The sequence below is a fragment of the Microbacterium sp. HMH0099 genome, from assembly GCF_049384025.1.
In the GTDB taxonomy this organism is placed as follows: Bacteria; Actinomycetota; Actinomycetes; order Actinomycetales; family Microbacteriaceae; genus Microbacterium.
This window is the reverse complement of record NZ_JBMRJR010000001.1, coordinates 342,644-365,059: the sequence shown is the minus strand read 5'-3', so window position 1 is coordinate 365,059 and position 22,416 is coordinate 342,644. Positions and strand designations below refer to the sequence as shown.

Genomic DNA, 22,416 nt, shown 5'->3' with positions numbered 1-22,416 from the left:
TACGGCGTTTCGGGGCCGATAAACGCTCTCCGTGCCCGGAAACGCCGGGTGACAGCGTTTCCGAGTGCAGGAAGCGTGATCGGGACGGGGGGGGGTCAGCGGGGGGAGACGTAGGCGCGCCAGAGGAGGCGCGCATGCCGCGCCTTGGCTCGCTCGACGCCGTCCTCGTCGCGGCGGAGCGCGCTGAACCACTCCGCGAACCGGCTGCCGATCGCGCTGAGGACCATGCGCACGTCGGCATGGTCTGCGGGCGGGACGGCGGCCTCTTCGCTGGAGAGACGCCCGCGCGCGGGGAGGTCTCCGGCGAGGTGACGCGAGACGAGTCGCGCCACCCCCACGGCGTGCCCGTTGATGATGGAGTGGGCGGCCCCGCGGATCTCCCAGCGCGCGGCTGAGGGGGCGGCCGCCACGAGTCGGGAGTGGAAGCGCCGCGGCGACGGGCGGTCGAACTCGCCGCGGATGAGGAGCAGGCGCGCCGAACCGAGCCCGATCCGGTCGCTGATGCGGTAGCGCAGCATGTGCGGGAGCACTTCGAGGAAGTACAGCATCCCGCACAGGAGATACGCGGAGAGCGCCGTCATCGCCAGATGGAACGACTCGCGCGCGGTGGACTGGGCGAACCGCACGCCCTGCTCGAGCACCGTCTCGTGCTGCTCGTCCACAACGGGACTGACGAGCACGGCATGACGGAGGTCGTCGCGGCGCGCGAGCACCTCCGTGACGACCTGCGTCCCCATCGAGTGGCCGATGAGCACCGGGTCCTCCAGGCCATAACGGCCGATCACGGCCTCCACCTGATCGGCGAAGAACGCCGGGGTGGGGGCCTCACCCGGGTGCGGCATTCCGCCGAAGCCCGGGAGGTCGAGGGCGAACACCTCTCCCTCCTGGGCGAGCAGGGGAGCGAGGAACTCGAAGTAGGTCGCCGCGACACCGATGCCGGCGATGAGGACGAAGGGCCTCCCGTTCGTCCCGGTCGACATGCGGGTGACGCGGGTCCGAGCGCCGTCGTTCACTATCGTCTGGACATCGACGTCTGCGGGAGCGATCGCGGGGGGCATCGGTCCAGGATGCCGCATCGGCCTGGACGGGCGCCGATGCGCGCCCGGTCCCCGCGGCGCTGTCAAGACCGGGGGCGGTGTCGGAGGAGCGGCCTAGCCTCGACACCATGACCGATGCTCCGCGTGAAGAAGAAACCCTCGGCGCCGCTCGCGAGAGCGACAACCCCGCCGAGAAGGACCCGTCCGACTGGGTCACCGGCGACGAGCCGATGACCGCGCCCCAGCGCAGCTACCTCGATACCCTCGCCCGCCAGGCCGGCGAGGAGATCCCGGCGGATCTGACGAAGGCCGAGGCGTCCGAGCAGATCGAGCGCCTGCAGTCCGAGACCGGTCGTTCCTCCGTCTGACCCGCCATCGCCGCGTCGCGTGCTTCAAGGTGTGCGCGACGCGGCGTCCTCGGGAGCGAGCTCGTCGAGGTGCTGCTTCTCCGCCCGCGCGATCTCGTCGAGGAAGTCCGCGACCACCCGCCGATCTCCGGCCCCGAGCTTGGATGCCGCCAGAGCCACCGACGCGTGCCGCACGGCGAGCAGTCGACGCGCCGGCGATGCGGGATCGATCGTGGCGCGCACGACGATCGATCGACGGTCACCCGGGTACGGCTCTCGCTCGACCCACCCCGCGTCGGCCAGCCGGTCGATCAGCGCCGTTGTCGCGGCGGAGGAGATGCCCAGCATTTCCGTCAGAAGGCGAGGTGTGACGGGGTCGTCGTCCGGGGCGCGATCGATGAGGAACCGTAGCACCCGCGCGTCGTTCGGTCCGATGCCGAGGGAGTGGAGGGCGGTCCGTTCGATCGAGGCGCTTGAGTCGGTGAGTTCGCTCAGCGCCCTCACGACGTCGTCTGCGGTCGCTGTGTGTCTCATGTCACCTCCCGAGGGCGGGATTGTGTCTCGTCTCGCTAGTGTCTCTGCTGCCTACCAAGTGGAGAACTGTTCTTCTTAGCATGTTACCTGCCGTGAGCCGGGAGCGGCAGGGGCTCGGCGGCGATCGGCTGACATAGGATCTTCGACGTGGAAACCAGGCCCGAATCGTCGCGCTACTGGTACGGCGCCGCCGAAGAGGACCGCCGCCGTCGTGCCGTAGACGTCCTGCAAGCCTTCCGTGTGTACCGCGCGGCCGAGGTGGCGATGCGCCGTCGCACCCGCGAGTCCATGTCGATGGGTGAGAACGAGCTGCTCGTCCTCCGCTACCTCCTGCGGGCGACCGGAGAGAACCGTCTCGTGTCCCCGAGCGAGCTCACCCGCTACCTCGGGGTGTCGACCGCCTCGACCACGGCCATCATCGATCGCCTCGAGAAGACCGGTCACGTCACGCGTGTGCCGCACCCCACCGATCGCCGCAGCATCCACGTCGTGGCGACGGCGGCGAGCGACGCCGAGGTCCGCGCGACGCTGGGCGAGATGCACTCCCGCATGATGGCGGCCGTCGTCGACATGACGCCCGAGGAGAGCTCCGTCGTCATCGCCTGTCTCTCGCGTCTGCAGGACGCGGTCGACCAGGTCGATCCGCACCCCGTCCCGACGCCGGTCAAGGCCTCCGCCGACGCGTGACGGAGATCGCTCACGGGACTAAGAAACTCGGCAGCCTACTTTAATTCCGAGTATTAGGAACCGGGCGAAGTCCGTGAAAACATAGGCGCATGGACGACAACATCGTGGACGCGCGCTCCGACGTGTCCGCGTTCGACCCCGCGATCGTCGTGGTGGAGGGCGTCGAGGTGACCTCCTTCGAAGGTGTCCTCTCCCGGCTGCGGATCGACTACCCGGGCGAGGACCCGGCAAGGATCGAAGCCGTCGTTCTGCGCGAGTGGGAGGCGTTCACCGCCGGCAAGCCCACGGTCATCCCCGCAGCTGTCGAAGAGGGCGCGCGGGAGATCCTCGACCAGGACCTCCACCGCTAGTCAGCGAGGTCCCGGCTCGCCGCCGCGCTCGGGTTCGGGGACGATCATCAGACCCCCCGAGGAGTTGGCGGACGTCGCGAGCTCTTCGATCCACGCGCGGCTGAGCAGAGCCGGCTCCGCCTCGGTGAACGCGAACCTCAACGGGATGGACGGGTGCAGCCAGACCGTGCTGCGGCCCGGCTCCTGCCCCTCGCCGTGCGCCCACGACAGCGTGAAGCTCTCGCCGCGGCGGAGCTTGGTCGCGATGACGACTTTGACGTGCGCCAGGGCACGGTCCTCGATCTCGATCGGCGAGGCAGCGTCGCCGTAGTAGAGCGTTCCCACCCGAGCACGGTACTGCCGGGTCGGAGCGGCGGTCGCGGGGGTTGCGTCCGGAGGGCCGTCGTGGCATCCGGGATTCGAGGCGGACCAACCTCCATTAGGCTCATCGCATGGGACGTTTCATCTACGACACCGTCGCGAACGCCGTCGACATCGATGACCGTACGCTGGCGCACCTGCGCATCGTCGTGATGAACAAGCTGCGTCGGTCCGAGTCGTTCATGTTCGACGTCGAGGTGGGCGACGGCAGCGGTCGCCGCAGCTTCTGGATGCACCCGTCGGTGCCGATCCAGTTCCACTTCTACGGGAGCCGTCAGCCGCGCATCAACCGCGTCTGGGTCGAGGACCTCATGCTGGCGGCATCCGGTCCCAACGGTCTCGCGATCACGCCGGAACCGTCCGAGGACGCCCACGTCGAAGAGGGCTGATCTTCCGCCGCCCGCCGAGGAACGGCTGCCGGCTGCGCGGGATGTGTATGACAGGGGAGCTTGTCAAGGCGCGACTCGGTCGTGTCGTGCGTCTGTCATCGTGGACGAAACGCACGGAAGGAGTCGAGCCGTGACGAACCATGTCCCCCCGTTTCTCCCCGCGCCCGACGACGATGGGTGGAACGATCTCCCCGACGTCTTCGACGGCCTCATCGGGATCGACGTCATCGACGGCGAGCTCGTACCACGGGTGAGCTCGCGCCCCCACCGCTGAGCCGAACGACCGACGCGGTCTCTCAGCGGCCTCGTAGCCGGCGTTTGTAGCGTCGGGAGCATGACCGACCCGCTGGAGGAGCAGCAGATCACGGTGTCGGGCTCCGCCCTGCGTGCGATGCGCGACGAGTTCCAAAGGTTCTTGATGGAGTACCGTTTCGGGCTCGCCGAGGTCGAGACGAAGATCTCGATCCTTCGCGAGGAGTTCCAGGAGATGCACGCTTACAACCCGATCGAGCACGTGTCGAGCCGGGTCAAGTCGCCGGACAGCCTCGTCGACAAGGTCCGCCGCAAGGGCGTCGAGCCGGACTTCGCCTCCATCCGCGCCTCGATCACCGACATCGCCGGCATCCGGATCACCTGCAGCTTCGTCGCCGACGCGTACCGGCTCTTCGACCTGCTCACCCAGCAGGACGACATCAGCGTGCGGGACGTCAAGGACTACATCGCCACTCCCAAGGCCAACGGGTACAAGAGCCTGCACGTGATCGTGGAGGTGCCCGTCTTCCTCTCCACCGGGCGGGTGCACGTGCCCGTCGAGGTGCAGTTCCGGACGATCGCGATGGACTTCTGGGCGAGCCTGGAGCACAAGATCTACTACAAGTACGATCGCCTGGTCCCCGACGAGCTGCTCGCGCAGCTGAAGGACGCCGCCGACACCGCCGCGGAGCTCGACGCGCGCATGGAGCGACTGCACCGGGAGATCCGCGGCACCGGCATCGACGTCGTCGCGCTCTGACAGGGCGCAGGGCACATGTCCGCCGGGCCCCGAACGACCTGCCAGGACGGGTGTCCCGCCCGCACCGCCACAATGGAGGGATGAGCGACGACGACGCCCGCCTCGACGAGATCGCCGTCGCGCTGTACGCGGAACCGCCGGCGTCGTTCACCGCGTCGCGCAACGCCCGAGCGGCGGAGGTGTCCGGGTCCCTGGCGACGCGCGTCAAACGCTTGCGTAAGCCCACCGTCGCGGCCTGGGCCGTCAACCTGCTCGTGCGGGACGGCCAGCTGGGGGAGGCCGTCGAGCTCTCGGCCGCGCTGCACGAGGCGCAGGACGACCTGGATGCCGCGGAGCTGGCGCGTCTGGGGAAGCAGCGGCGCGCACTGGTCTCGGCTCTGGCCCGTCGCGCCGCCGAGCTCGCGGCGGAGGCCGGCACGACGCTCAGCCCGGCGATGACCGAGGCGGTGGAGCACACCGTCAACGCGGCCGTCGTGGACGCGGCGGCCGCCGCCGCGGTCCTGACCGGACGGCTCGTCACGACGATCGAGGCGGGGGACCTGGACGGCGACGCGCTCGGCGCGGCGGTCGCCGGCGGCGTCCCGGACGCCGTTCCCGCCGCGCCGGCGCGCGACGACCTCGCCGCCCGCCGCGCACGGAAGGCCGCCGAGCGAGCCGTCCGCGAGGCGGAGCGCGCGCAGGCCGAGGCCGACCGCACGGTGTCGTCGGCCGAGAGTCGTCTGACGACAGCGCGGGAGCACGCCGATCGGGTGCACGAGCGCGTGACCGCGTTGCGGGCCGAGCTCGCCAGGGTCGAGAAGGACGCGGCCGCGGCCGACGGCGAGGTGGAGCGCCGGAAGGCGGACCGGGCCGAGGCGCAGCGCAGCGCACGGGAGGCGGCGAAGACCCTGGAACGGGCCGTCGCCGCGCGGGACGAGGGAGACGACCGGTGACCGATGCGCTCGACGATCTGCTCGACGCGGCCCGCGCACGTCTGACAGACGCGCCGCGGGAGAGGATCGGGGAGCTGCAGGAGGGGCGACGGCTGCTGGGCTTCCCCCGCGCTCCCCGCATCGTGCCCACGACGACGGCCTGGCACCTCGGCGTCCTGCTGCTCACCGAGGACGCGGTGCTCGCCACCGGCGACATCGTCCGGTCCCGCGCCGAGGTCCGCCGGGGGTTCGCCGCCGAGTCGCAACGGCGCCGCGCCGAGCTCGCCGCGGCCGCCGCACGCGGGGGCGTCCCGGAGGGGGCGGTCGTGCACATCGGGTGGCATCCCGTCGACGCGGATGCGCTCGACGAGCGGTCGACCCCGGTCGCCCTGCGCGGCGGTGGCGTCGTCGTCCGCTGGAGCGCGGCCGGTGGGCTCATGCCGCTCGACCGTTACCTGGACGAACGGATCGACCTGCTGCAGCACCCGCCCGAACGCGCCTGAGGCGCGCCGATCGACCGGCTGCAGCATCCGGTCCAACGCACCTGGACGGCGCGACCGGTCGGCGCGCGATGCACGCGCATAGTCGCGGGGGGTGCGGGTGTCAACAGCGATGACGGGGGTCTTCCGCGGAAACAACGCTGGTCTATCGTGAGCGACGTGCAGCAGGTATGGCCAGGATCCAGTTATCCCCTCGGGGCCACTTACGACGGTAATGGGACGAACTTCGCCCTGTTCAGTGAAGGAGCGGAGAAGGTAGAGCTCTGCCTTTTCGACGAGGACGGAACGGAGACCTGCTACGAGCTGATCGACGTCGACGCCTTCGTCTGGCACGCCTACCTCCCCAACATCCTCCCCGGGCAGCGGTACGGGTACCGTGTGCACGGAGAGTACGACCCCGCGAACGGCAAGCGCTTCAACCCCGCGAAGCTCCTCCTCGACCCCTATGCGAAGGCCGTCGAGGGGCAGATCGACTGGGGCCAGCCGGTCTTCAGCTACGAGTTCGGCGACCCGGACTCGTTCAACGACGAGGACTCCGCGCCCCACATGATGAAGGGCGTCGTCGTCAACCCGTTCTTCGACTGGTCGGGCGACCGTCAGCCGAAGACGCCGTACGCGGAGACCTTCATCTACGAGGCCCACGTGAAGGGCCTCACCGAGCTGCACCCCGAGGTCCCCGAGGAGCTGCGCGGCACCTACGCCGGCATCGCTCACCCGGCCGTCATCGACCACCTGAAGAAGCTCGGCGTCAGCGCGATCGAGCTCATGCCGGTCCACCAGTTCGTCAACGACTCCACCCTCGAGGACAAGGGGCTGTCGAACTACTGGGGCTACAACACCATCGCCTTCTTCGCCCCGCAGAACACCTACTCCTCGACCGGCGACCACGGCCAGCAGGTGCAGGAGTTCAAGGCCATGGTCAAGGCGCTGCACGCGGCGGGCATCGAGGTCATCCTCGACGTGGTCTACAACCACACCGCCGAGGGCAACCACATGGGCCCCACCCTGTCGATGCGCGGCATCGACAACGAGGCGTACTACCGCCTCGAGGACGACGACAAGCGGTACTACACCGACTACACCGGCACCGGCAACAGCATGAACGTGGGCAACCCGCACACGCTGCAGCTGATCATGGACTCACTGCGGTACTGGGTGCTGGAGATGCACGTCGACGGCTTCCGCTTCGACCTCGCGTCGACGCTCGCCCGCGAGTTCTACGAGGTCGACCGCCTGGCGGCCTTCTTCGAGCTCGTGCAGCAGGACCCGATCGTCTCGCAGGTCAAGCTCATCGCGGAGCCGTGGGACGTCGGCCCCGGCGGCTACCAGGTCGGCAACTTCCCGCCCCAGTGGACCGAGTGGAACGGCAAGTACCGCGACACGGTCCGCGACTTCTGGCGGGGGGAGCCGCAGGCTCTCGCCGAGTTCGCCTCGCGCCTGACCGGCTCGGCGGACCTGTACGAGCACTCCGGCCGTGCGCCGGTGGCATCCATCAACTTCGTCACCGCCCACGACGGGTTCACGCTGCGCGACCTCGTGTCGTACAACGAGAAGCACAACGAGGCCAACGGCGAGGACAACAACGACGGCGAATCGCACAACCGCTCGAGCAACATGGGGGTCGAGGGGCCGACGGACGACCCCGAGGTGCTGAAGCGCCGGGCCCAGCAGCAGCGCAACTTCATCGCGACGCTGCTGCTCAGCCAGGGTGTCCCGATGCTCCTGCACGGCGACGAGCTGGGACGCACGCAGGGCGGCAACAACAACGGCTACGCGCAGGACAACGAGATCACGTGGGTGGACTGGTCCACCGTGGACACCCCGCTGATCGAGTTCACCGCGGCGCTCGCCCGTCTGCGCAAGCAGCACCCCACCTTCCGCCGCAGCCGGTTCTTCGACGGCCGCCCGGTGAAGATGGAGGAGGGGGCGCCGATCCCCGACGTGGTCTGGCTGCGTCCGGACGGCTCGGTCATGCAGCCCGAGGACTGGGACAGCGGCTTCGGTCGCGCGGTGGGGGTCTTCCTCAACGGTCAGGGCATCCGCGAGCGCGACCGTCGGGGCCAGTCGATCAGCGACGACCACTTCCTCGTTCTCTTCAACGCGGGTGACGAGCAGGTGGACTTCCAGCTCCCGGCCTTCGACTACGCCCCGAAGTGGGATGCCTACGTCGACACCGCGGGGGAGCGCGCCAACACCGAGCCTCTCGAGCCCGGCGAGACGCTGCCGCTGGAGCCGAAGTCGCTCATCGTGCTGCGCGAGCACCACGTGCCCGAGCCCGAGGTGGACCACTCGGTCGCCGCGTCGCTCACCGCGCAGGTCCTCGCCGCCGGCGCGGACGACCTGCCCGCGCAGGCCCCGAAGCCGGAGCTCTGACCGGTGCGCGCGCCGCTGTCGACGTACCGCCTGCAGATCCGCGAGTCGTTCACCCTCGACGATGCCGCCGAGGTCACGGGATATCTCCGTGACCTCGGGGTCTCGTGGGCGTACCTCTCGCCGATCCTCGAGGCCACGCCCGGGTCGGACCACGGCTACGACGTCGTCGACGTCAGCCGGGTGGACCCGGCCCGCGGGGGTGCCGCGGGTCTGGAGCGGTTCGCCGCGGCGGCGCGCGCGGACGGTCTCGGCATCCTCGTCGACATCGTCCCCAACCACATGGGCGTCTCCGAGCCCCGGACCAACGCCTGGTGGTGGGACGTCCTCCGGCTCGGCCGTGCCTCGGCCCACGCGGGGGCGTTCGACATCGACTGGGAGTTCGGCGACGGCAAGGTGCGCCTCCCCGTCCTCGGCGACCAGCTCGACGCGGTGATCGACGAGATCACCTACGACCCGACACCCGCGGACGACGCTCCCGACGGTCTCATCCGCTACTTCGACCACGCCTTCCCGGTCGCGCCGGGCACGGCTCCGGATGCCACGGCCTCCGCGCCCCGTGACGGCATCCGCGCCCTGCTGGCCGCGCAGAACTTCGAGCTGCGCTTCTGGCAGGACGAGGCGGCCGACCTGAACTACCGTCGCTTCTTCGCGGTCACCACGCTCGCGGGCGTCCGGGTCGAGCTGCCGGAGGTGTTCCAGGCGACCCACGCCGAGATCCTGCGCTGGGTGCGCGAGGGCCTCGCGGACGGTCTGCGCGTCGATCACCCGGACGGCCTCGTCGATCCGGGCGGGTACCTCGACCAGCTCGCGGTCGCCCTCGAGGAAGCAGGCGACGGCGACGTCGGCTACGTCCTCGGCGAGAAGATCCTCGAGCACGGCGAGGCGCTGCCCTCGTGGTGGAAGACCGCCGGGACCACGGGCTACGACGCTCTCGCCGAGATCGACCGGGTGCTGACCGACCCTGCGGGAGAGGCGGCGCTGGACGCTCTCGATGCGCGCCTGCGCGCCGACAGCGACCTGGAGCCGATCACCGGCTGGCACGACCTCATCCACGACACGAAACGCAAGATCGCCGACTCGATCCAGGTGTCGGAGATCCGCCGTCTCGTGCGCGGTCTCCCCGCGGAGCTCCGCCAGGAGTTCGACGCCGAGGCGCTGCAGGACGCGCTGGCCGAGATCCTCGCGTGCTTCCCCGTCTACCGCTCCTACCTGCCCGCCGGCCGCGCGCACCTCGACGCCGCGGCGGGCGAGGCGGAGGTCCGCCGTCCCGAGCTCGGCGATGTCATCGAGAAGCTCGTCCCGGTGCTCGCCGACACGAGCCTCGAGGTCGCCTGGCGCTTCCAGCAGACGACCGGGCCCGTGATGGCCAAGGGCGTCGAGGACACGGCGTTCTACCGTTACACACGGCTGGGCTCGCTCACCGAGGTGGGCGGCGATCCGGGGGAGTTCTCCCTCGACGTCGCGGGCTTCCACACCGCGCAGGCGCTGCGTCACGCGTCGTGGCCCAGCGCCATGACGACGCTGTCGACGCACGACACCAAGCGCGGCGAGGACACGCGTGCCCGCATCACCGTCCTCGCCGAGATCCCCGAGCGCTGGTCCGCCGTCCTGGGGGAGCTCCGCGGGATCGCCTCCACCGGCCACGGGCCGTTCGACGCGCTGCTGTGGCAGGCGATCGTCGGGGCGTGGCCGGCTACCGCGGACACCGCGGAGGGTCTGAAGGACTACCGCGAGCGCCTGCACGCCTACGCCGAGAAGGCGGCGCGCGAGGCGTCCGAGGTCACCGGATGGTGGGAGCAGGACGAGGCGTTCGAAGAGCGCATGCACGCCGTCGTCGACGCCGCGACCGGCCCCGCCGCCGAGCGCGTCCGCGCGTTCGTCGACGAGATCTCGCCCGCGGGGTGGTCGAACGGCCTGTCGGCCAAGCTGCTGCAGATCCTGGGCCCGGGCGTTCCCGACGTCTACCAGGGCTCGGAGCTGTGGGAGCAGTCGCTCGTCGATCCCGACAACCGTCGTGCGGTCGACTTCGCCGAGCGGCGCCGGCTCCTCGCCGCGATCGACGCCCCCGGAGCACCGGCTCCGGCCGTGGATGCCACGGGTGCGGCGAAGCTGCTCGTGACCTCGCGTGCGCTGCGCCTGCGTCGGGAGCACCCGCTCGGGATCTACCGTCCGCTGGAGGCCGCCGGAGTGGCGGCGGACCACGTCATCGCGTTCGATCGCGGCGGGGTGTTCGCCGTCGCGACGCGTCTGCCCCACGGTCTGAAAGCCTCGGGCGGCTGGCGCGACACGGTGGTGCTGCTGCCGGACACGCCCGTCATCGACGTGCTGACCGGTCGCTCGTTCGCGGGCGGCGCCGTGCCGCTGGCCGACCTGCTGGCGGTCTACCCCGTGTCCCTTCTGATCTTCTGATCGTCACGCGCGGGGCGGCCCACCCGGTCGCCCCGCATCCCCCCCGATCTCTCCCATACGAAGGGAACACCTCTGATGAGCATCGACGTCTGGGCACCCAAGGCAGAGCGCGTCCGGCTGCGCCGGCTCGACGACAGCGGCGACACGGTCGTCGAAGACGTGGAGATGACGGCCACCGCCGATGGGTGGTGGTCGACTCCCGTCGACCTCGCCGACGGCGAACGGTACGGCTTCGTCCTCGGTGACGGGGACGACCTGCGCCCCGACCCGCGGTCGCGGCGTCAGCCCGGGGGCGTGCACGAGGCCTCGGCCTGGTTCGACCCGTCGGTCTACAGCTGGAACGACGCCGCCTGGACGGGCCGTCAGCTGCCGGGCGGTCTCATCTACGAGCTGCACCTCGGGACCTTCACGCCGGAGGGGACCCTGGATGCCGCCATCGGGCGCCTCGACCACCTCGTCGACCTGGGGGTCACGCACGTCGAGCTGCTGCCGGTGAACGGCTTCAACGGGACGTGGAACTGGGGCTACGACGGGGTCCTCTGGTACACCGTGCACGAGGCGTACGGCGGGCCGGAGGCCTACCAGCGCTTCGTCGACGCCGCCCACGCGGCCGGTCTCGCGGTCATCCAGGACGTCGTCTACAACCACCTCGGACCGTCGGGCAACTATCTGCCGGAGTTCGGCGAGTACCTGCGCGAAGGCAGCCGCAACACGTGGGGCGATTCGGTCAACCTGGACGAGGACGCCGTGCGCGCCTTCATCCTCGAGAACGCGCTGATGTGGATGAGCGACTACCACGTCGACGGTCTCCGCCTGGATGCCGTGCACGCGCTGCTCGATGAGCGACCGGTGCACATCCTTCAGGAGATCGCCGAGCGGACCGACGCGCTGTCAGCGCACCGTGGCGTGCCGCTGACGACGATCGCCGAGTCGGACATGAACGATCCGAAGCTCATCCTGCCCCGCGAGGCCGGCGGCTATGGACTGACGGCGCAGTGGTCGGACGACTGGCACCACACGGCGCACGTCGCGCTGACGGGCGAGACCATCGGCTACTACGAGGACTTCGCCGACGCGGACGCGTTCCGCAAGGTGAGTGAGGGCGGCTTCTTCCACGACGGCACCTACTCGTCGTTCCGTGAGGAGAAGCACGGACACCCCATCCCGGATGCCGTGCCGAACTGGCGCCTCGTGACGTTCGCGCAGGACCACGACCAGATCGGCAACCGGGCCGCGGGCGACCGTCTCTCGCAGACCCTGGACTTCGACCGGCTCGCTGCCTCCGCCGTGCTGACGCTGACCGCGCCCGGCACGCCCATGCTCTTCATGGGCGAGGAGTGGGGGGCGAAGACGCCGTGGCAGTTCTTCACTTCGCACCCGGAGCCCGAGCTCGGCAAGGTGACGGCCGAGGGGCGCATCGCCGAGTTCGCGAAGATGGGCTGGGACGAGTCGACGGTCCCCGACCCGCAGGACCCGGCGACGTTCGAGCGCTCCAAGCTGGACTGGGACGAGCCGGACCAGGACGGGCATGCGACGCTGCTGGCGCTCTATCGCGAGCTGGCGAAGCTGCGGCGGACGCGTCCCGAGCTGACCGATCCCTCCCGCGACGGACTGTCGGCGCGGACGACGGAGGGCGACGGTGGGCGGGTCTACGAGCTGCGCCGTCAGGACTTGGTCGTCGTGGTCAACCTCTCCGAGGCCGCGGCGTCGGTGCCGGTGGCATCCGGGGTCCGCGTCCTGCTGGCGACCGCGGACGGCGTGACGCTCGAGGACGGGTCGGTCACCGTGCCGGCCGGGGCGAGCGCGATCGCCGCACCGCCGCTCTGACCTCGATACGACCGACGGCCTCCGCTCCACGGAGCGGGGGCCGTCGGTCGTGCATGCGGGATCAGTCTCCGCCGGGACGCAGGAGGCGGAGAGTCGAGACCGTGAGGGGCGGGAGCAGGACGACGACGGCGACGATGATCGCGACCACGCCGATGGGTCCGCTCTGCGGCTCGCCTGTGAACCGTTCGACCGCGAGCCACGACAGGCCCCACGCCAGGGCGATCGCGGGGGTCACGCGCCAGCCGCTCCGCCACGCGATGGCCAGACCCACGACCGCCACGACCAGGAGGACGGCGATGCCGATGGCATCCGCCCCCTGCTCCCACTCCGCGGGGACGACCGTGGTCAGCCACGCCGCGATGTTGGCGACGGTCGCGAGGGTCACCCAGCCGAGGTGGAGGCCCGTGACGCCGTCGATGAGGACGGAGTCGAGCACGCCGCCCCGCGGCTCGCGCGTGATCACCGCGATCCGGAAGGCGTAGCCCAGCGCCGCGAGGAGCAGGACGATGACGACGACGGTGAGGAACAGGGTCCCGAAGCGTGCTGCGACCAGCCACAGGCCGTTCAGCGCCATGGTCAGCGCGATCGGCCAGCCGAGGGCGCGCTGGCGAGGGTTCGCGCGCTGGCGCGGGAGCGCCTGCCAGACGGCGTAGGCGATGAGCCCGGCGTAGATGACCGACCAGATCGAGAACGCCGGACCGGCGGGGGCGAGGTAGGAGCCGTCCGTGTCGAGAGCGCCGCCCTGCTGATCCTGCACCGCGGTGCTGTTGAACGCCCCGGCCCCGACGACCGCCGCGACGAGCATGAACGACACCGCGGAGAGGACGACGATCTGCCGCGCGAGGTCCGCGCCCCGCGCCTTCCCTGTTGTACTCATGCGAGAACACTAGAAAAGCTAGCGAGTTTGGGGTGGAGGGCTTGACACGGCGGCATCCCGTCCGGGGGCGGCCCCGAGCCCAGCCGGGGAGGCGGCGGGGCCGCGCCCGCCTGAGGAGGCGGCGGGGCTGCGCCCGTCTGGGGAGGCGGCGGGGCCGCGCCCTGCCGACGTGGCTGCCGGTCCGCTCAGGCGAGGACGCGCGCGGCGAACGACCGGAGCAGGAGCGTCGGCTGCTCGATGGAGGCCGTCCGGACGAAGGCCGACACCTCGTCGAAGGCGTCGGCGTCGAAGTACCCCGCCTCGCGGTACACCGCCATCCGCGCGACGAACGCGTCGGTCGTCGGCTCGGGGTGGAACTGCGTCGCCCACAGCGCGTCGCCTGCGCGATACGCCTGCACGGGGCACAGGTCGTTCGAGGCGAGGAGGGTCGCGCCGGGCGGGACGGATGCCGAGGCCTCCTTGTGGGCGGTCAGGGCCTGGAACCGCGGCGTGAGCAGGCCGAAGAGGTCGTCGGTGCGCCCCTCCGGGGTCAGCTCGACGTCGGTCGGGCCGGTGTCTTCGGGGTGGTCCAGGGTGACGTCGCCGCCGAGGAGGCGCGTGACCACGCCGATGCCGAAGCAGGTGAACATCGCCGACGTCCGGCCGTCGATCGCCGCGGCGGCGAGACGCTCCAGGTCGCCCTCCAGGCGGAGTTGCGTCGGCGTCTTGTCCGGGTCCGTCACGTTGAAGGGGCTTCCGCCGACGACGACGCCGGAGAAGCGCTCGAGGTCGTCCGGAAGCGGCTCGCGCACGAGGTCGTGGTGGACGAGATCCTCGTCGGAGACGCCCAATCCGTCCCGGAAGGACGCCCACTCGGCGACGGCGGCGTCGCGCTGCGGGCGCGCGCAGACGTAGAGCAGACGACCGGACACCCCGGAATTCTATGCGCGGCCCGGCCGGCCCCCCCGGCGGTGGCGTCGGGCGGACAATGGAGATATGACCTCCGCCACGCTGCTCGTGACCGACGTCGAACACCTCGACGAGGTGATGACCGCGCTGCGGGCCGCCGCCGGCGAGCTCGGCTGCGACGCCGATGTGCGCACCCTCGCCGGGGACCCCGTCGATGTCGCCGAGGTGATGGCGGCGGCGGTGCGCGACCGGGAGCGCAAGCGGCTCCCCACCCCCGTCCGCGTCGACCTCACCGCGCGGACGGAGGAGGCGAGGGCCGACGCGGAGGCCGTCCTGCGGGCGGCGCGGGCGCAGGGTCTCCGTGGCGGCGCGACCGTCGACGAGGTGCGCCGCACGCACAAGCGCTGAGGCGGCCGCTACCGGGACGAGCGGGCGGTGCGGCCGCGGACGATCCCGACGAACGCCTCGACGTCCGGCGTCGTCCGCTCCCGCAGCCAGGCGAGGGCGACCGTCGAGGTCGGTCCGTCGCGCAGCACGCGGAACTCCACGTCGCGCCGCGGGTTCGCCCGGGCGATCGACATCGGGACGACGACGACCCCCACCCCCGCGGCCACCGTCGCGATGGCCTCGGCCGCGTCGGCCGGAGGCGCGAAGCGCGGCTCCGCGGCATCCGGGATCCTCAGTCCGAGCGTGTCGTCGAGGGGCGTGATGACGACCTCGCCCGCCAGGTCGGCCAGCTCCAGGTCCTCGCCCGCGGTCAGGTCGCTCTCGGCCGCCATCATGACCACCGGGAGCTCGTCGTAGAGCGGGATCAGGTGCAGGTCGTCGGGCGCTGCCACGGGCAGACGGACGAGGGCTGCATCGAGACCGTCGAGGGCCTCGCGCTGCTCGGCCACGGTGATCGCGCGCAGGTCGAGGGCGACGTGCGGCATCCGTTCCCGCCACAGGCCGATCCACTTGCCCGGCGTCGCGCCCGGAACCGCCCCGAGGACGAAGTCGCGCGGCTCCTCCGCCGGCGAGACCGCGGCCGGCTTCTTGGCGGGGGCGGGGCGTCGCGCCGGTGCCGGCTTGGACGTCCGCGGGGCGGCCGGACGTCCGCCGCGCGGGGCGCGTCCGCGGGAGCTCTTTCCGGAGGCCATGGATCCAGGGTATCCGGGGCTAGCGTGGGGGCATGCCCGGCATCCTCGCTCTGATCGTGGCGGCGCTCGCCGCCGTGCTGCACGTCCTCATCTTCGTGATGGAGAGCATCCGGTGGACGCGTCCGGCGGTGTGGCGGCGGTTCGGCGTGGCCAGCCAGGATGCCGCCGACATCACCCGTCCGATGGCGTACAACCAGGGGTTCTACAACCTGTTCCTCGCGGTGGGCGCGTTGCTCGGCGTCGTGCTCTGGGCCGTGAACGGCACCGGCGACGTCGCGGGCCGCACCCTGCTGCTGTTCTCGCTCGGTTCGATGCTCGCCGCGGCGCTGGTGCTGGTGACCTCGGGGAGGAAGTACGTGCGGCCGGCGGCCGTCCAGGGGACGCTGCCGCTGCTCGGGGTGGTTCTGGTGCTGCTGGCCTGAGGCATCCCTGCCCCTCTGCGTGCCGTGAGGTGGCGCGAATGTACGCCGGCGGGGGTGGTGAGCGTGCATTCGCGGCAAGTCAGCGCTCTCGAGCGGCATGTCGGCGCCAGAGCGTCGGGACGTGCAGCGAGCAAGGAAAAACCCGCACGCTCCGAGGAGACGTGCGGGTCGTGGATGATGACGCGTCAGGCGGCCAGGCGAAGACCCCGACGGTCGGTGGCGACGGCCTCGCCGTCGTTGATGATCTCGTCGTCGCCGATGAGCGAGCCGACCGCGATCCGCGCGTTGTGGCCGACCTGCGTGCGGACGCCGATGTGCGCGCCGGCCCCGATCACCGCGCCCGCGCAGATGTGCGCGTGCGGCTCGATGCGGGCCTCGGGTCCGATGACGGCATCCGACTCGATCCAGGCGCCGCGACCGACTCGAACACCCGCCGCGATCTGCACGCCGGGTTCGACGTACGCGCCGTTCTCGACCAGCGCGGACGGGTGGACCTTCGCGCCGTGCGCGACGAGTCCGCGACCATTGACGTGCTTGCGGTAGCGCAGCGTCTCGCCGTGGTCGTTCTCGATGTCGATGTAGTTCTTTCCCACGATCCCCTCCGGTCGGCCAACGGGTCGGGCCGACATATGTGACAACCGTCGAGGGACGGTTCTCATTCCCTCGCATGGTTGTTCGTCGCCCCTGCCGCTTCGGATTCCTCAGCCCGCGGGAGGGGGGATGCTCGCTGTTCGCCGTGTTTGTGTACGACCGTTCTCGCATGCGCGACCGATCGGAACTCATGGGTTGACAGCCTGGTCCGCGGGACTTCATCGCCGGCGCGCGCGGCGCATCACTCGGGCTGACAGCGCGGGCACCAGAAGACGTTGCGCTCGCTCGTGGCCGAGGCGCCGAGCGTCGTCGCGCGGATGGGCGTCCCACAGCGCCGGCAGGGAGCCCCCTCGCGGCCGTAGACCCAGAACCGCCGGCCCGGGCGGCTGTCGCCGGTGAAGGTGCGTTCCGGCCGTGGCAGGTTGGCCCGGATCATCCGCTCGCCGAGCGCGATGGTGGCCTGCACGTCGATCGCCGACGCGGGCGTGGTCGGGGCGACGCCGCGCACGAACAGCAGCTCGTTGGCGTATACGTTCCCGAACCCGGCGACGTTCCGCTGGTCGAGGAGGGCGACGTGCGCGGGGCGGTCGTCGGCCGAGACCCGGCGGACGGCCTCCGCCTCGTCCCAGTCGTCGGCGAGCAGGTCGGGGCCGAGATGGCCGATGACCCGGTCCTCCTCGCGCGTGGGCAGGACCTCCACCATGGCGAGGTCGAACCCGACGGCATCCGCCCCGCGGACCCCGACGATGGCCCGGGCCTTGAAGGCCGGGCGCCGCCACCGCTCGCCGGGCCGGTAGACGTCCCACCGGCCCTCCATCTTCAGGTGCGAGTGGAGGGTGTACTCGCCGATCCGGTGCAGCAGGTGCTTGCCGCGGGCGGCGACCTCGTGCACCTTCTCGCCGCGAAGGTCTGCCGTGGCACTGCCCGGCACGCGGATGTCGAAGCGGGTCACGGTGTGCCCGGTCAGGGCCGCGGTCAGCTTGGCGGCGGCGCGGTAGACGGTGTCGCCCTCAGGCACGGGCGGCCTCCCGCAGGGCGTCGCCGGCCGTGACACGACGGAGGGTGAGCCCCTTGGGCGACTCGACGAACCCGGCGGCGCGGAGGGCCCGGCCGACGGGGGTGCCGTACACGAACTCCCCGTTCACCTGCTCGACCGTCAGGGTGTCCAGCCGGCGGCGCTTGGCCGTCTCGGCGAGGTGCGCGGTCGCCGCGGTGAGGCGCGCCTCGTCGTCGGTGAACGCGAGGGCGGTGCGTCCGCCGCGTTCGAGGTAGAGGGTGAGCTCGCCGTCGACGAGGACGACGAGGCCGCCGGCCTTCCGCCCGGGTCGATGGGACACCCCCTCCAGCGAGGGCCATCCCAGCGCGGCCCCGTACGGGTTCGCAGGATCCGTGGCCGCGAGGGTCACCGCGCGGAGCGGCGGCGGGTCCGCGACGGCGGCGAACTCCCGCAGGCGGTCGACCGTCGTGGATGCCGCGAACTGCGCGGCGCCGAGCTTCTCGATCACATAGCCGCGGCGGCAGTGTCCGGCCTCCTCGAAGCCGGCGAGGATCCGGTAGACCTGCGCGAACCCGCCGGGGACGCCCTCGGACTGGACGGCGCCGCGCGTGACGACGCCGTACCGGTCGAGCAGCAGGCTGGCGGTGGCGGTCGCCCGAGCCGCGGCATCCGACTCCCGCTCCGGCAGGAGCGACCACCGTCCGCCGAGCGACGGGGGTCGGGGCGCCGAGACCGCGCGGGGCATCGTGGCGCCGCGGTACATACGGGCACGTGGCGCACGGCGCGCGGTGCGGTGGGCCTGTCCCCCGCCGCCCAGAAGCGTCCGGACCGGGGAGAACGTGTCGTTGGTGACCCGGCCCGCCCACGTCAGCGCCCAGAGCGCGTCGTTGACGGACTGCTCGTTCTCCGCCCCGGCGAGCTGCTTCAGCTGGGCGGCGAAGTAAGCTCCGCCTCCCGTGAGGGCGGCGAGGACGCGCGCCTCGAGCGAGTCGGGGGCGGGGTCGTCGGGATCGTCCGGATCCTGCAACGTGAACGGGGCGGCCTCCGCCGGGTGGAGGGCGATCCATCCGTCACGGCCGGGGAGCGTGCCGTGGCCGGACCAGACCACCTCGCCCGTCGCGGTGAGCTCGTCGAGCATGGCGGGCGTGTAGTCGGCGACGCGCGAGGGGAGCACGAGAGACTCCCAGGCGCTCGCGGGGATGGGGACGCCCGCGAGTTGCTCGATGACCGCGAGCACACCGTCGACGCCTTCCAACGGGCGGCCGAGGTGCTGCCAGACGGGGAGGAAGCGGGCGTAGGCGGCGGGGGAGACCGGCTCGACGCTGCCGCGGATCGCTGCGAGCGAGCGCATGCGCAGGCGCCGCAGCACCTCGGTGTCGCACCACTCCGTGTCGTCGCCGCGCGCGTCGCCGGTCCGACCGCCGTTCGCCGCCTCCGGCAGGAAGAACCCGCTCGACAGCCGGCCTTGCGACTCGAGGCGCTGCAGGGTCAGGCGCGCGACGGCCACGCCGACGCCGAGCCGCTCGGCCAGAGCCTCGGTCGTGAACGGCCCGTGCGTGCGGGCGTACCGGGCCACGAGGTCGCCCAGGGGGTCGGCGAGGGGTTCGAGGAAGGCGTTCGGGATGCCGACGGGCAGGGCCGCGCCGAGGGCGTCGCGCAGCCGGCCGGCGTCCTCGATGCCGGCCACGCGGGACACCCCGGCGATGGTGAGGGGGATGGCGCGGCGGTCCTCGATGAGGGTCTGCAGGTGCCGGGCGGCCTCGACGGCGGCATCCCCGTCGGTGTCCAGGCGCAGGGCGACCTCGCCGGCGTCCAGCGGGCCGAGCAGCCGCAGCAGGTCGGCCACGCCCTCGACACCGCGCACGCGACGCTCGGGGTCCAGTCGCTGCGCCTCGCGCTCGAACTGGGCGATGACGTCGGGGTCGAGCAGCTCCCGCATCTCGACCTTGCCCAGCAGCTCGCTGAGCAGCGCGGGATCGACCGACAGCGCGGCGGCGCGGCGCTCGGCCAGCGGCGAGTCACCCTCGTACATGAACGCGCCGACGTACCCGAAGAGCAGGTCGCGCGCGAACGGCGACGGTTGGCTCGTGGTGGTCTCCACCAGCCGAATCCGCCGATCGCCGATCGACCGCGCGACGCGCAGCAGCGCGGGCAGGTCGTAGACGTCCTGCAGGACCTCGCGCAGCGTCTCGAGGATGATCGGGAAGGCCGGATGCCGCCGGGCCACCTCGAGCAGCTGCGCCGAGCGCTGCCGCTGCTGCCAGAGCGGCGAGCGGCGGTTGGGGTTCAGGCGCGGGAGCAGGAGCGCCCGCGCGGCGCACTCGCGGAACCGCGAGGCGAACAGCGCCGAGCCGCCGACCTCGTCGGTGACGATCTGCTCGAGCTCGTCCGGCTCGAAGACGAAGAGGTCGGCGCCGGGCGGTTCGGCGGCGGCATCCGGGACCCGCGCGATGATGCCGTCGTCGCTGGCGACGGCGGCACCCTCGACGCCCAGTCGTTCCCGGATGCGGGCGTTGACCGCGAGCGCCCACGGCGAGTGGACCTGCATGCCGTAGGGGGAGTGCAGGATGATGCGCCAGTCCCCGACCTCGTCGCGGCTGCGCTCCACGGTGAGGGTCCGGTCGGTCGGGAGGCTGCCGGTGGCCTCGCGCTGCTCGGCGAGGTAGGCGAGCAGGTTGGTGATGGCGTTGTCGTCGAGACCCGACTCGCGCAGACGGTCCTCCGCCTTGGCGGGGTCGGCGGCGGCGATGTCGCGCGAGAACTTGCCAAGCGCCTCGCCCAGCTCGGCCGGGCGGCCGATGCCGTCGCCGTGCCAGAAGGGCAGCTTGCCGGGCTGCCCGAAGGCCGGGACGACGTTCACGCGGTCATGGGTGATCTCGACGATCCGCCAGCTGGTGGTTCCGAGCGTGAAGACGTCGTTGACGCGCGACTCGTAGACCATCTCCTCGTCGAGCTCGCCGACGCGGGCGTTCTGCGACTCGCCCGCCACGAAGACGCCGAAGAGGCCGCGGTCGGGGATCGTGCCGCCGCTGGTGACGGCCACCCGCTGGGCGCCCGGTCGTCCGGTGAGCGTGCCCGCGTCGCGGTCCCACACCAGGCGCGGGCGGAGCTCGGCGAACTCGTCCGACGGGTAGCGGCCCGACAAGAGGTCGAGGGTGGCCTCGTAGGCGGACCGGGGCAGGGAGCGGAACGGCGCGCTCCGCTTGACGGTCTCGAACCACTCCTCGACGTCGATCGAGCCGAGCGCGGAGGCCGCCACCGTCTGCTGCGCGAGGATGTCGAGCGGGTTCTGCGGGACCGAGATGGCCTCGATCCGCCCCGACAGCATGCGCTCCGTGACGACCGCGGTGTGCAGGACGTCGCTGCGGTGCTTCGGGAAGAGGGCGGCGCGGCTGACCTCGCCGACCTGGTGCCCGGCGCGTCCGACGCGCTGGAGTCCGGATGCCGCACTCGGCGGGGCCTCGACCTGGATGACCAGGTCGACCGAGCCCATGTCGATACCGAGCTCGAGGCTGCTCGTGGCGACGACGCACCGCAGCGTGCCCGACTTGAGCTCGTCCTCCACTTGGGCGCGCTGCTCCTTCGACACCGAGCCGTGGTGCGCCTTGGCCAGGATCGCGGGCACGCCGGCGGACGACCCGGCCTGGGCCATCATCCCCGCGGGCACGGTCGGCTCCGGCACGTCGATGCCCTGCCGCTCGGCGTAGATCTCGTTGAGCCGGCCGGTCAGGCGTTCGGCCAGGCGACGGGAGTTGGAGAACACGATGGTGGAGCGTCGCTCGAGGATGCGGTCGACGATCGCGTCCTCGACGTGCGGCCACACCGAGCCGGCCATCTCGGTGCTCTCGGGGCGTTCCGAGAACCACTCGCCGTCGACCGCCTCGTCGGGGGCGGGGGAGCCCGGCGGCGGAGGCGGGTTGAGCATGTCGTCGACCGGGACGACCACGGACAGGTCGAAGGCCTTCGTGGCCTTGGGCGCGACGATGTCGACCGGCTGCGCCCCACCGAGGAACCGGGCGACTTCGTCGATGGGTCGGACGGTCGCCGAGAGCCCGATGCGCTGCGCGGGCTGCTCCAGCAGGGCGTCGAGCCGCTCCAGGCTGACGGCGAGGTGCGCGCCGCGCTTGGTGGCGGCCACGGCGTGCACCTCGTCGATGATGACGGTGTGGACGCCCCGCAGCGTCTCCGCCGCCTGGCTCGTGAGCATCAGGTAGAGCGACTCGGGCGTCGTGATGAGGATGTCGGGCGGGTCGGTGACGAGCTTGCGGCGGTCGCTGGAGCTGGTGTCGCCCGAGCGGACGCCCACCGTGACCGCGGGCACGTCGATGCCGAGACGGCGGGCCGACTGGCCGATGCCCACGAGCGGCGAGCGGAGGTTGCGCTCCACGTCGACGCCGAGGGCCTTCAGCGGCGAGATGTAGAGGATGCGGGTCCGGGTGGAGGGGGCCGCGGGGGTGGAACGGCGGCCGCGGCGGGCGGGGGCGGCATCCGGTGTCTCGGGCGCCTTCTCGCGGAAGACGCGGTCGATGGCGAAGAGGAACGCGGACAGCGTCTTGCCCGACCCGGTCGGTGCGACGACGAGGGCGTTCCGCCCGGACGAGACGGCCTCCCAGGCGCCCTTCTGCGCGGTGGTGGGGCTTGCGAAGGCGCCACGGAACCAGTCCTGCGTCGCAGGACCGAAACGCTCCAGGACGTCCGCCATGATCCCATCCTGGCCCGCCCCTCCGACATCGGGCCGGGGTTGACGTTCGCCCGCCGCGGACGGG

Annotated in this window: 22 protein-coding genes; 13 read left to right on the top strand and 9 right to left on the bottom strand. The window is 71.7% G+C overall.

All coding sequences use genetic code 11. From position 1 onward, the window contains the following. Positions 1–95: 95 nt before the first annotated feature. A complete protein-coding gene (locus ACO03V_RS01525; RefSeq protein WP_423136349.1) occupies positions 96–1,058 on the bottom strand; it encodes an alpha/beta fold hydrolase in 963 nt (320 codons plus the stop codon). A 107-nt stretch (positions 1,059–1,165) separates the two neighbouring features. On the opposite strand from ACO03V_RS01525, the gene ACO03V_RS01520 reads away from it, so the two are divergent. Next, positions 1,166–1,405, top strand: coding sequence for a DUF3072 domain-containing protein (locus ACO03V_RS01520; RefSeq protein WP_423136348.1), 240 nt, complete (start codon positions 1,166–1,168; stop codon positions 1,403–1,405). 24 nt (positions 1,406–1,429) lie between these two features. Here ACO03V_RS01520 and ACO03V_RS01515 read toward each other — a convergent pair whose 3' ends face one another. Next, a complete protein-coding gene (locus ACO03V_RS01515) occupies positions 1,430–1,918 on the bottom strand; it encodes a MarR family winged helix-turn-helix transcriptional regulator (RefSeq protein WP_423136347.1) in 489 nt (162 codons plus the stop codon). 147 nt (positions 1,919–2,065) lie between these two features. Here ACO03V_RS01515 and ACO03V_RS01510 point away from each other — a divergent pair, with 147 nt between their 5' ends. Both ACO03V_RS01510 and ACO03V_RS01505 read left to right on the top strand, forming a co-directional pair. Beyond that, positions 2,066–2,605: a MarR family winged helix-turn-helix transcriptional regulator gene (locus ACO03V_RS01510; RefSeq protein WP_423136346.1), complete on the top strand. Its 540-nt coding sequence runs from the start codon at positions 2,066–2,068 to the stop codon at positions 2,603–2,605. An 89-nt stretch (positions 2,606–2,694) separates the two neighbouring features. Then, the gene (locus tag ACO03V_RS01505) at positions 2,695–2,955 is read left to right on the top strand and encodes a hypothetical protein (RefSeq protein WP_423136345.1); all 261 of its coding nucleotides are present in this window, start codon (positions 2,695–2,697) and stop codon (positions 2,953–2,955) included. Here the strand turns inward: ACO03V_RS01505 and ACO03V_RS01500 are convergent, their stop codons facing one another. Further along, the gene (locus tag ACO03V_RS01500) at positions 2,956–3,279 is read right to left on the bottom strand and encodes a hypothetical protein (RefSeq protein WP_387056232.1); all 324 of its coding nucleotides are present in this window, start codon (positions 3,277–3,279) and stop codon (positions 2,956–2,958) included. Positions 3,280–3,386: 107 nt separating this feature from the next. On the opposite strand from ACO03V_RS01500, the gene ACO03V_RS01495 reads away from it, so the two are divergent. The 8 genes from ACO03V_RS01495 to treZ all read left to right on the top strand — a co-directional run bounded on the left by ACO03V_RS01495 (position 3,387) and on the right by treZ (position 12,736). After that, complete coding sequence (locus ACO03V_RS01495; RefSeq protein ID WP_055959437.1) at positions 3,387–3,704, top strand: hypothetical protein; 318 nt, start codon at positions 3,387–3,389, stop codon at positions 3,702–3,704. A 130-nt stretch (positions 3,705–3,834) separates the two neighbouring features. Then, a complete protein-coding gene (locus ACO03V_RS01490; RefSeq protein ID WP_423136344.1) occupies positions 3,835–3,978 on the top strand; it encodes a hypothetical protein in 144 nt (47 codons plus the stop codon). A gap of 60 nt (positions 3,979–4,038) precedes the next feature. Next, entirely contained in the window at positions 4,039–4,716 is a 678-nt protein-coding gene (locus ACO03V_RS01485) for a GTP pyrophosphokinase (protein WP_423136343.1), read from the top strand. A gap of 80 nt (positions 4,717–4,796) precedes the next feature. Beyond that, the gene (locus ACO03V_RS01480) at positions 4,797–5,648 is read left to right on the top strand and encodes a transposase (RefSeq protein WP_423136342.1); all 852 of its coding nucleotides are present in this window, start codon (positions 4,797–4,799) and stop codon (positions 5,646–5,648) included. Further along, entirely contained in the window at positions 5,645–6,130 is a 486-nt protein-coding gene (locus tag ACO03V_RS01475) for a glutaminase (RefSeq protein WP_423136341.1), read from the top strand. Before ACO03V_RS01480 ends, ACO03V_RS01475 begins: the two co-directional genes overlap by 4 nt. Before the next feature lie 147 nt (positions 6,131–6,277). After that, positions 6,278–8,500, top strand: a complete 2,223-nt coding sequence (glgX, locus tag ACO03V_RS01470) for a glycogen debranching protein GlgX (protein WP_367732210.1) — start codon at positions 6,278–6,280, stop codon at positions 8,498–8,500. A 3-nt stretch (positions 8,501–8,503) separates the two neighbouring features. Then, positions 8,504–10,909, top strand: a complete 2,406-nt coding sequence (gene treY / locus ACO03V_RS01465; RefSeq protein ID WP_423136340.1) for a malto-oligosyltrehalose synthase — start codon at positions 8,504–8,506, stop codon at positions 10,907–10,909. Positions 10,910–10,984: 75 nt separating this feature from the next. Continuing rightward, on the top strand, positions 10,985–12,736 hold the full coding sequence (treZ, locus tag ACO03V_RS01460; protein ID WP_423136339.1) for a malto-oligosyltrehalose trehalohydrolase: 1,752 nt from the start codon (positions 10,985–10,987) through the stop codon (positions 12,734–12,736). Between the two features lie 61 nt (positions 12,737–12,797). On the opposite strand, the gene ACO03V_RS01455 is transcribed toward treZ, so the two are convergent. Both ACO03V_RS01455 and ACO03V_RS01450 read right to left on the bottom strand, forming a co-directional pair. Then, positions 12,798–13,613, bottom strand: coding sequence for a tryptophan-rich sensory protein (locus ACO03V_RS01455; RefSeq protein ID WP_423136338.1), 816 nt, complete (start codon positions 13,611–13,613; stop codon positions 12,798–12,800). 185 nt (positions 13,614–13,798) lie between these two features. Continuing rightward, complete coding sequence (locus ACO03V_RS01450) at positions 13,799–14,524, bottom strand: glutamine amidotransferase-related protein (protein ID WP_367732219.1); 726 nt, start codon at positions 14,522–14,524, stop codon at positions 13,799–13,801. 64 nt (positions 14,525–14,588) lie between these two features. On the opposite strand from ACO03V_RS01450, the gene ACO03V_RS01445 reads away from it, so the two are divergent. Continuing rightward, positions 14,589–14,909 (top strand): hypothetical protein, encoded by a 321-nt coding sequence (locus tag ACO03V_RS01445; protein ID WP_423136337.1) that lies wholly within the window; start codon positions 14,589–14,591, stop codon positions 14,907–14,909. Between the two features lie 8 nt (positions 14,910–14,917). Here the strand turns inward: ACO03V_RS01445 and ACO03V_RS01440 are convergent, their stop codons facing one another. After that, positions 14,918–15,640, bottom strand: coding sequence for a LysR substrate-binding domain-containing protein (locus tag ACO03V_RS01440; RefSeq protein ID WP_423136336.1), 723 nt, complete (start codon positions 15,638–15,640; stop codon positions 14,918–14,920). A 32-nt stretch (positions 15,641–15,672) separates the two neighbouring features. Between ACO03V_RS01440 and ACO03V_RS01435 the strand changes: the two genes are divergently transcribed. Continuing rightward, positions 15,673–16,062 (top strand): DUF1304 domain-containing protein, encoded by a 390-nt coding sequence (locus ACO03V_RS01435; protein WP_367732225.1) that lies wholly within the window; start codon positions 15,673–15,675, stop codon positions 16,060–16,062. A gap of 185 nt (positions 16,063–16,247) precedes the next feature. Here the strand turns inward: ACO03V_RS01435 and ACO03V_RS01430 are convergent, their stop codons facing one another. From ACO03V_RS01430 to ACO03V_RS01420, 3 genes are all read right to left on the bottom strand, one after another. Then, the gene (locus tag ACO03V_RS01430; protein WP_076673580.1) at positions 16,248–16,655 is read right to left on the bottom strand and encodes a transferase; all 408 of its coding nucleotides are present in this window, start codon (positions 16,653–16,655) and stop codon (positions 16,248–16,250) included. A 239-nt stretch (positions 16,656–16,894) separates the two neighbouring features. Beyond that, entirely contained in the window at positions 16,895–17,671 is a 777-nt protein-coding gene (locus ACO03V_RS01425; RefSeq protein WP_423136335.1) for a DNA-formamidopyrimidine glycosylase family protein, read from the bottom strand. Beyond that, complete coding sequence (locus tag ACO03V_RS01420) at positions 17,664–22,352, bottom strand: ATP-dependent helicase (protein ID WP_423136334.1); 4,689 nt, start codon at positions 22,350–22,352, stop codon at positions 17,664–17,666. The genes ACO03V_RS01425 and ACO03V_RS01420 overlap by 8 nt, the downstream gene beginning before the upstream one ends. Positions 22,353–22,416 lie beyond the last annotated feature (64 nt).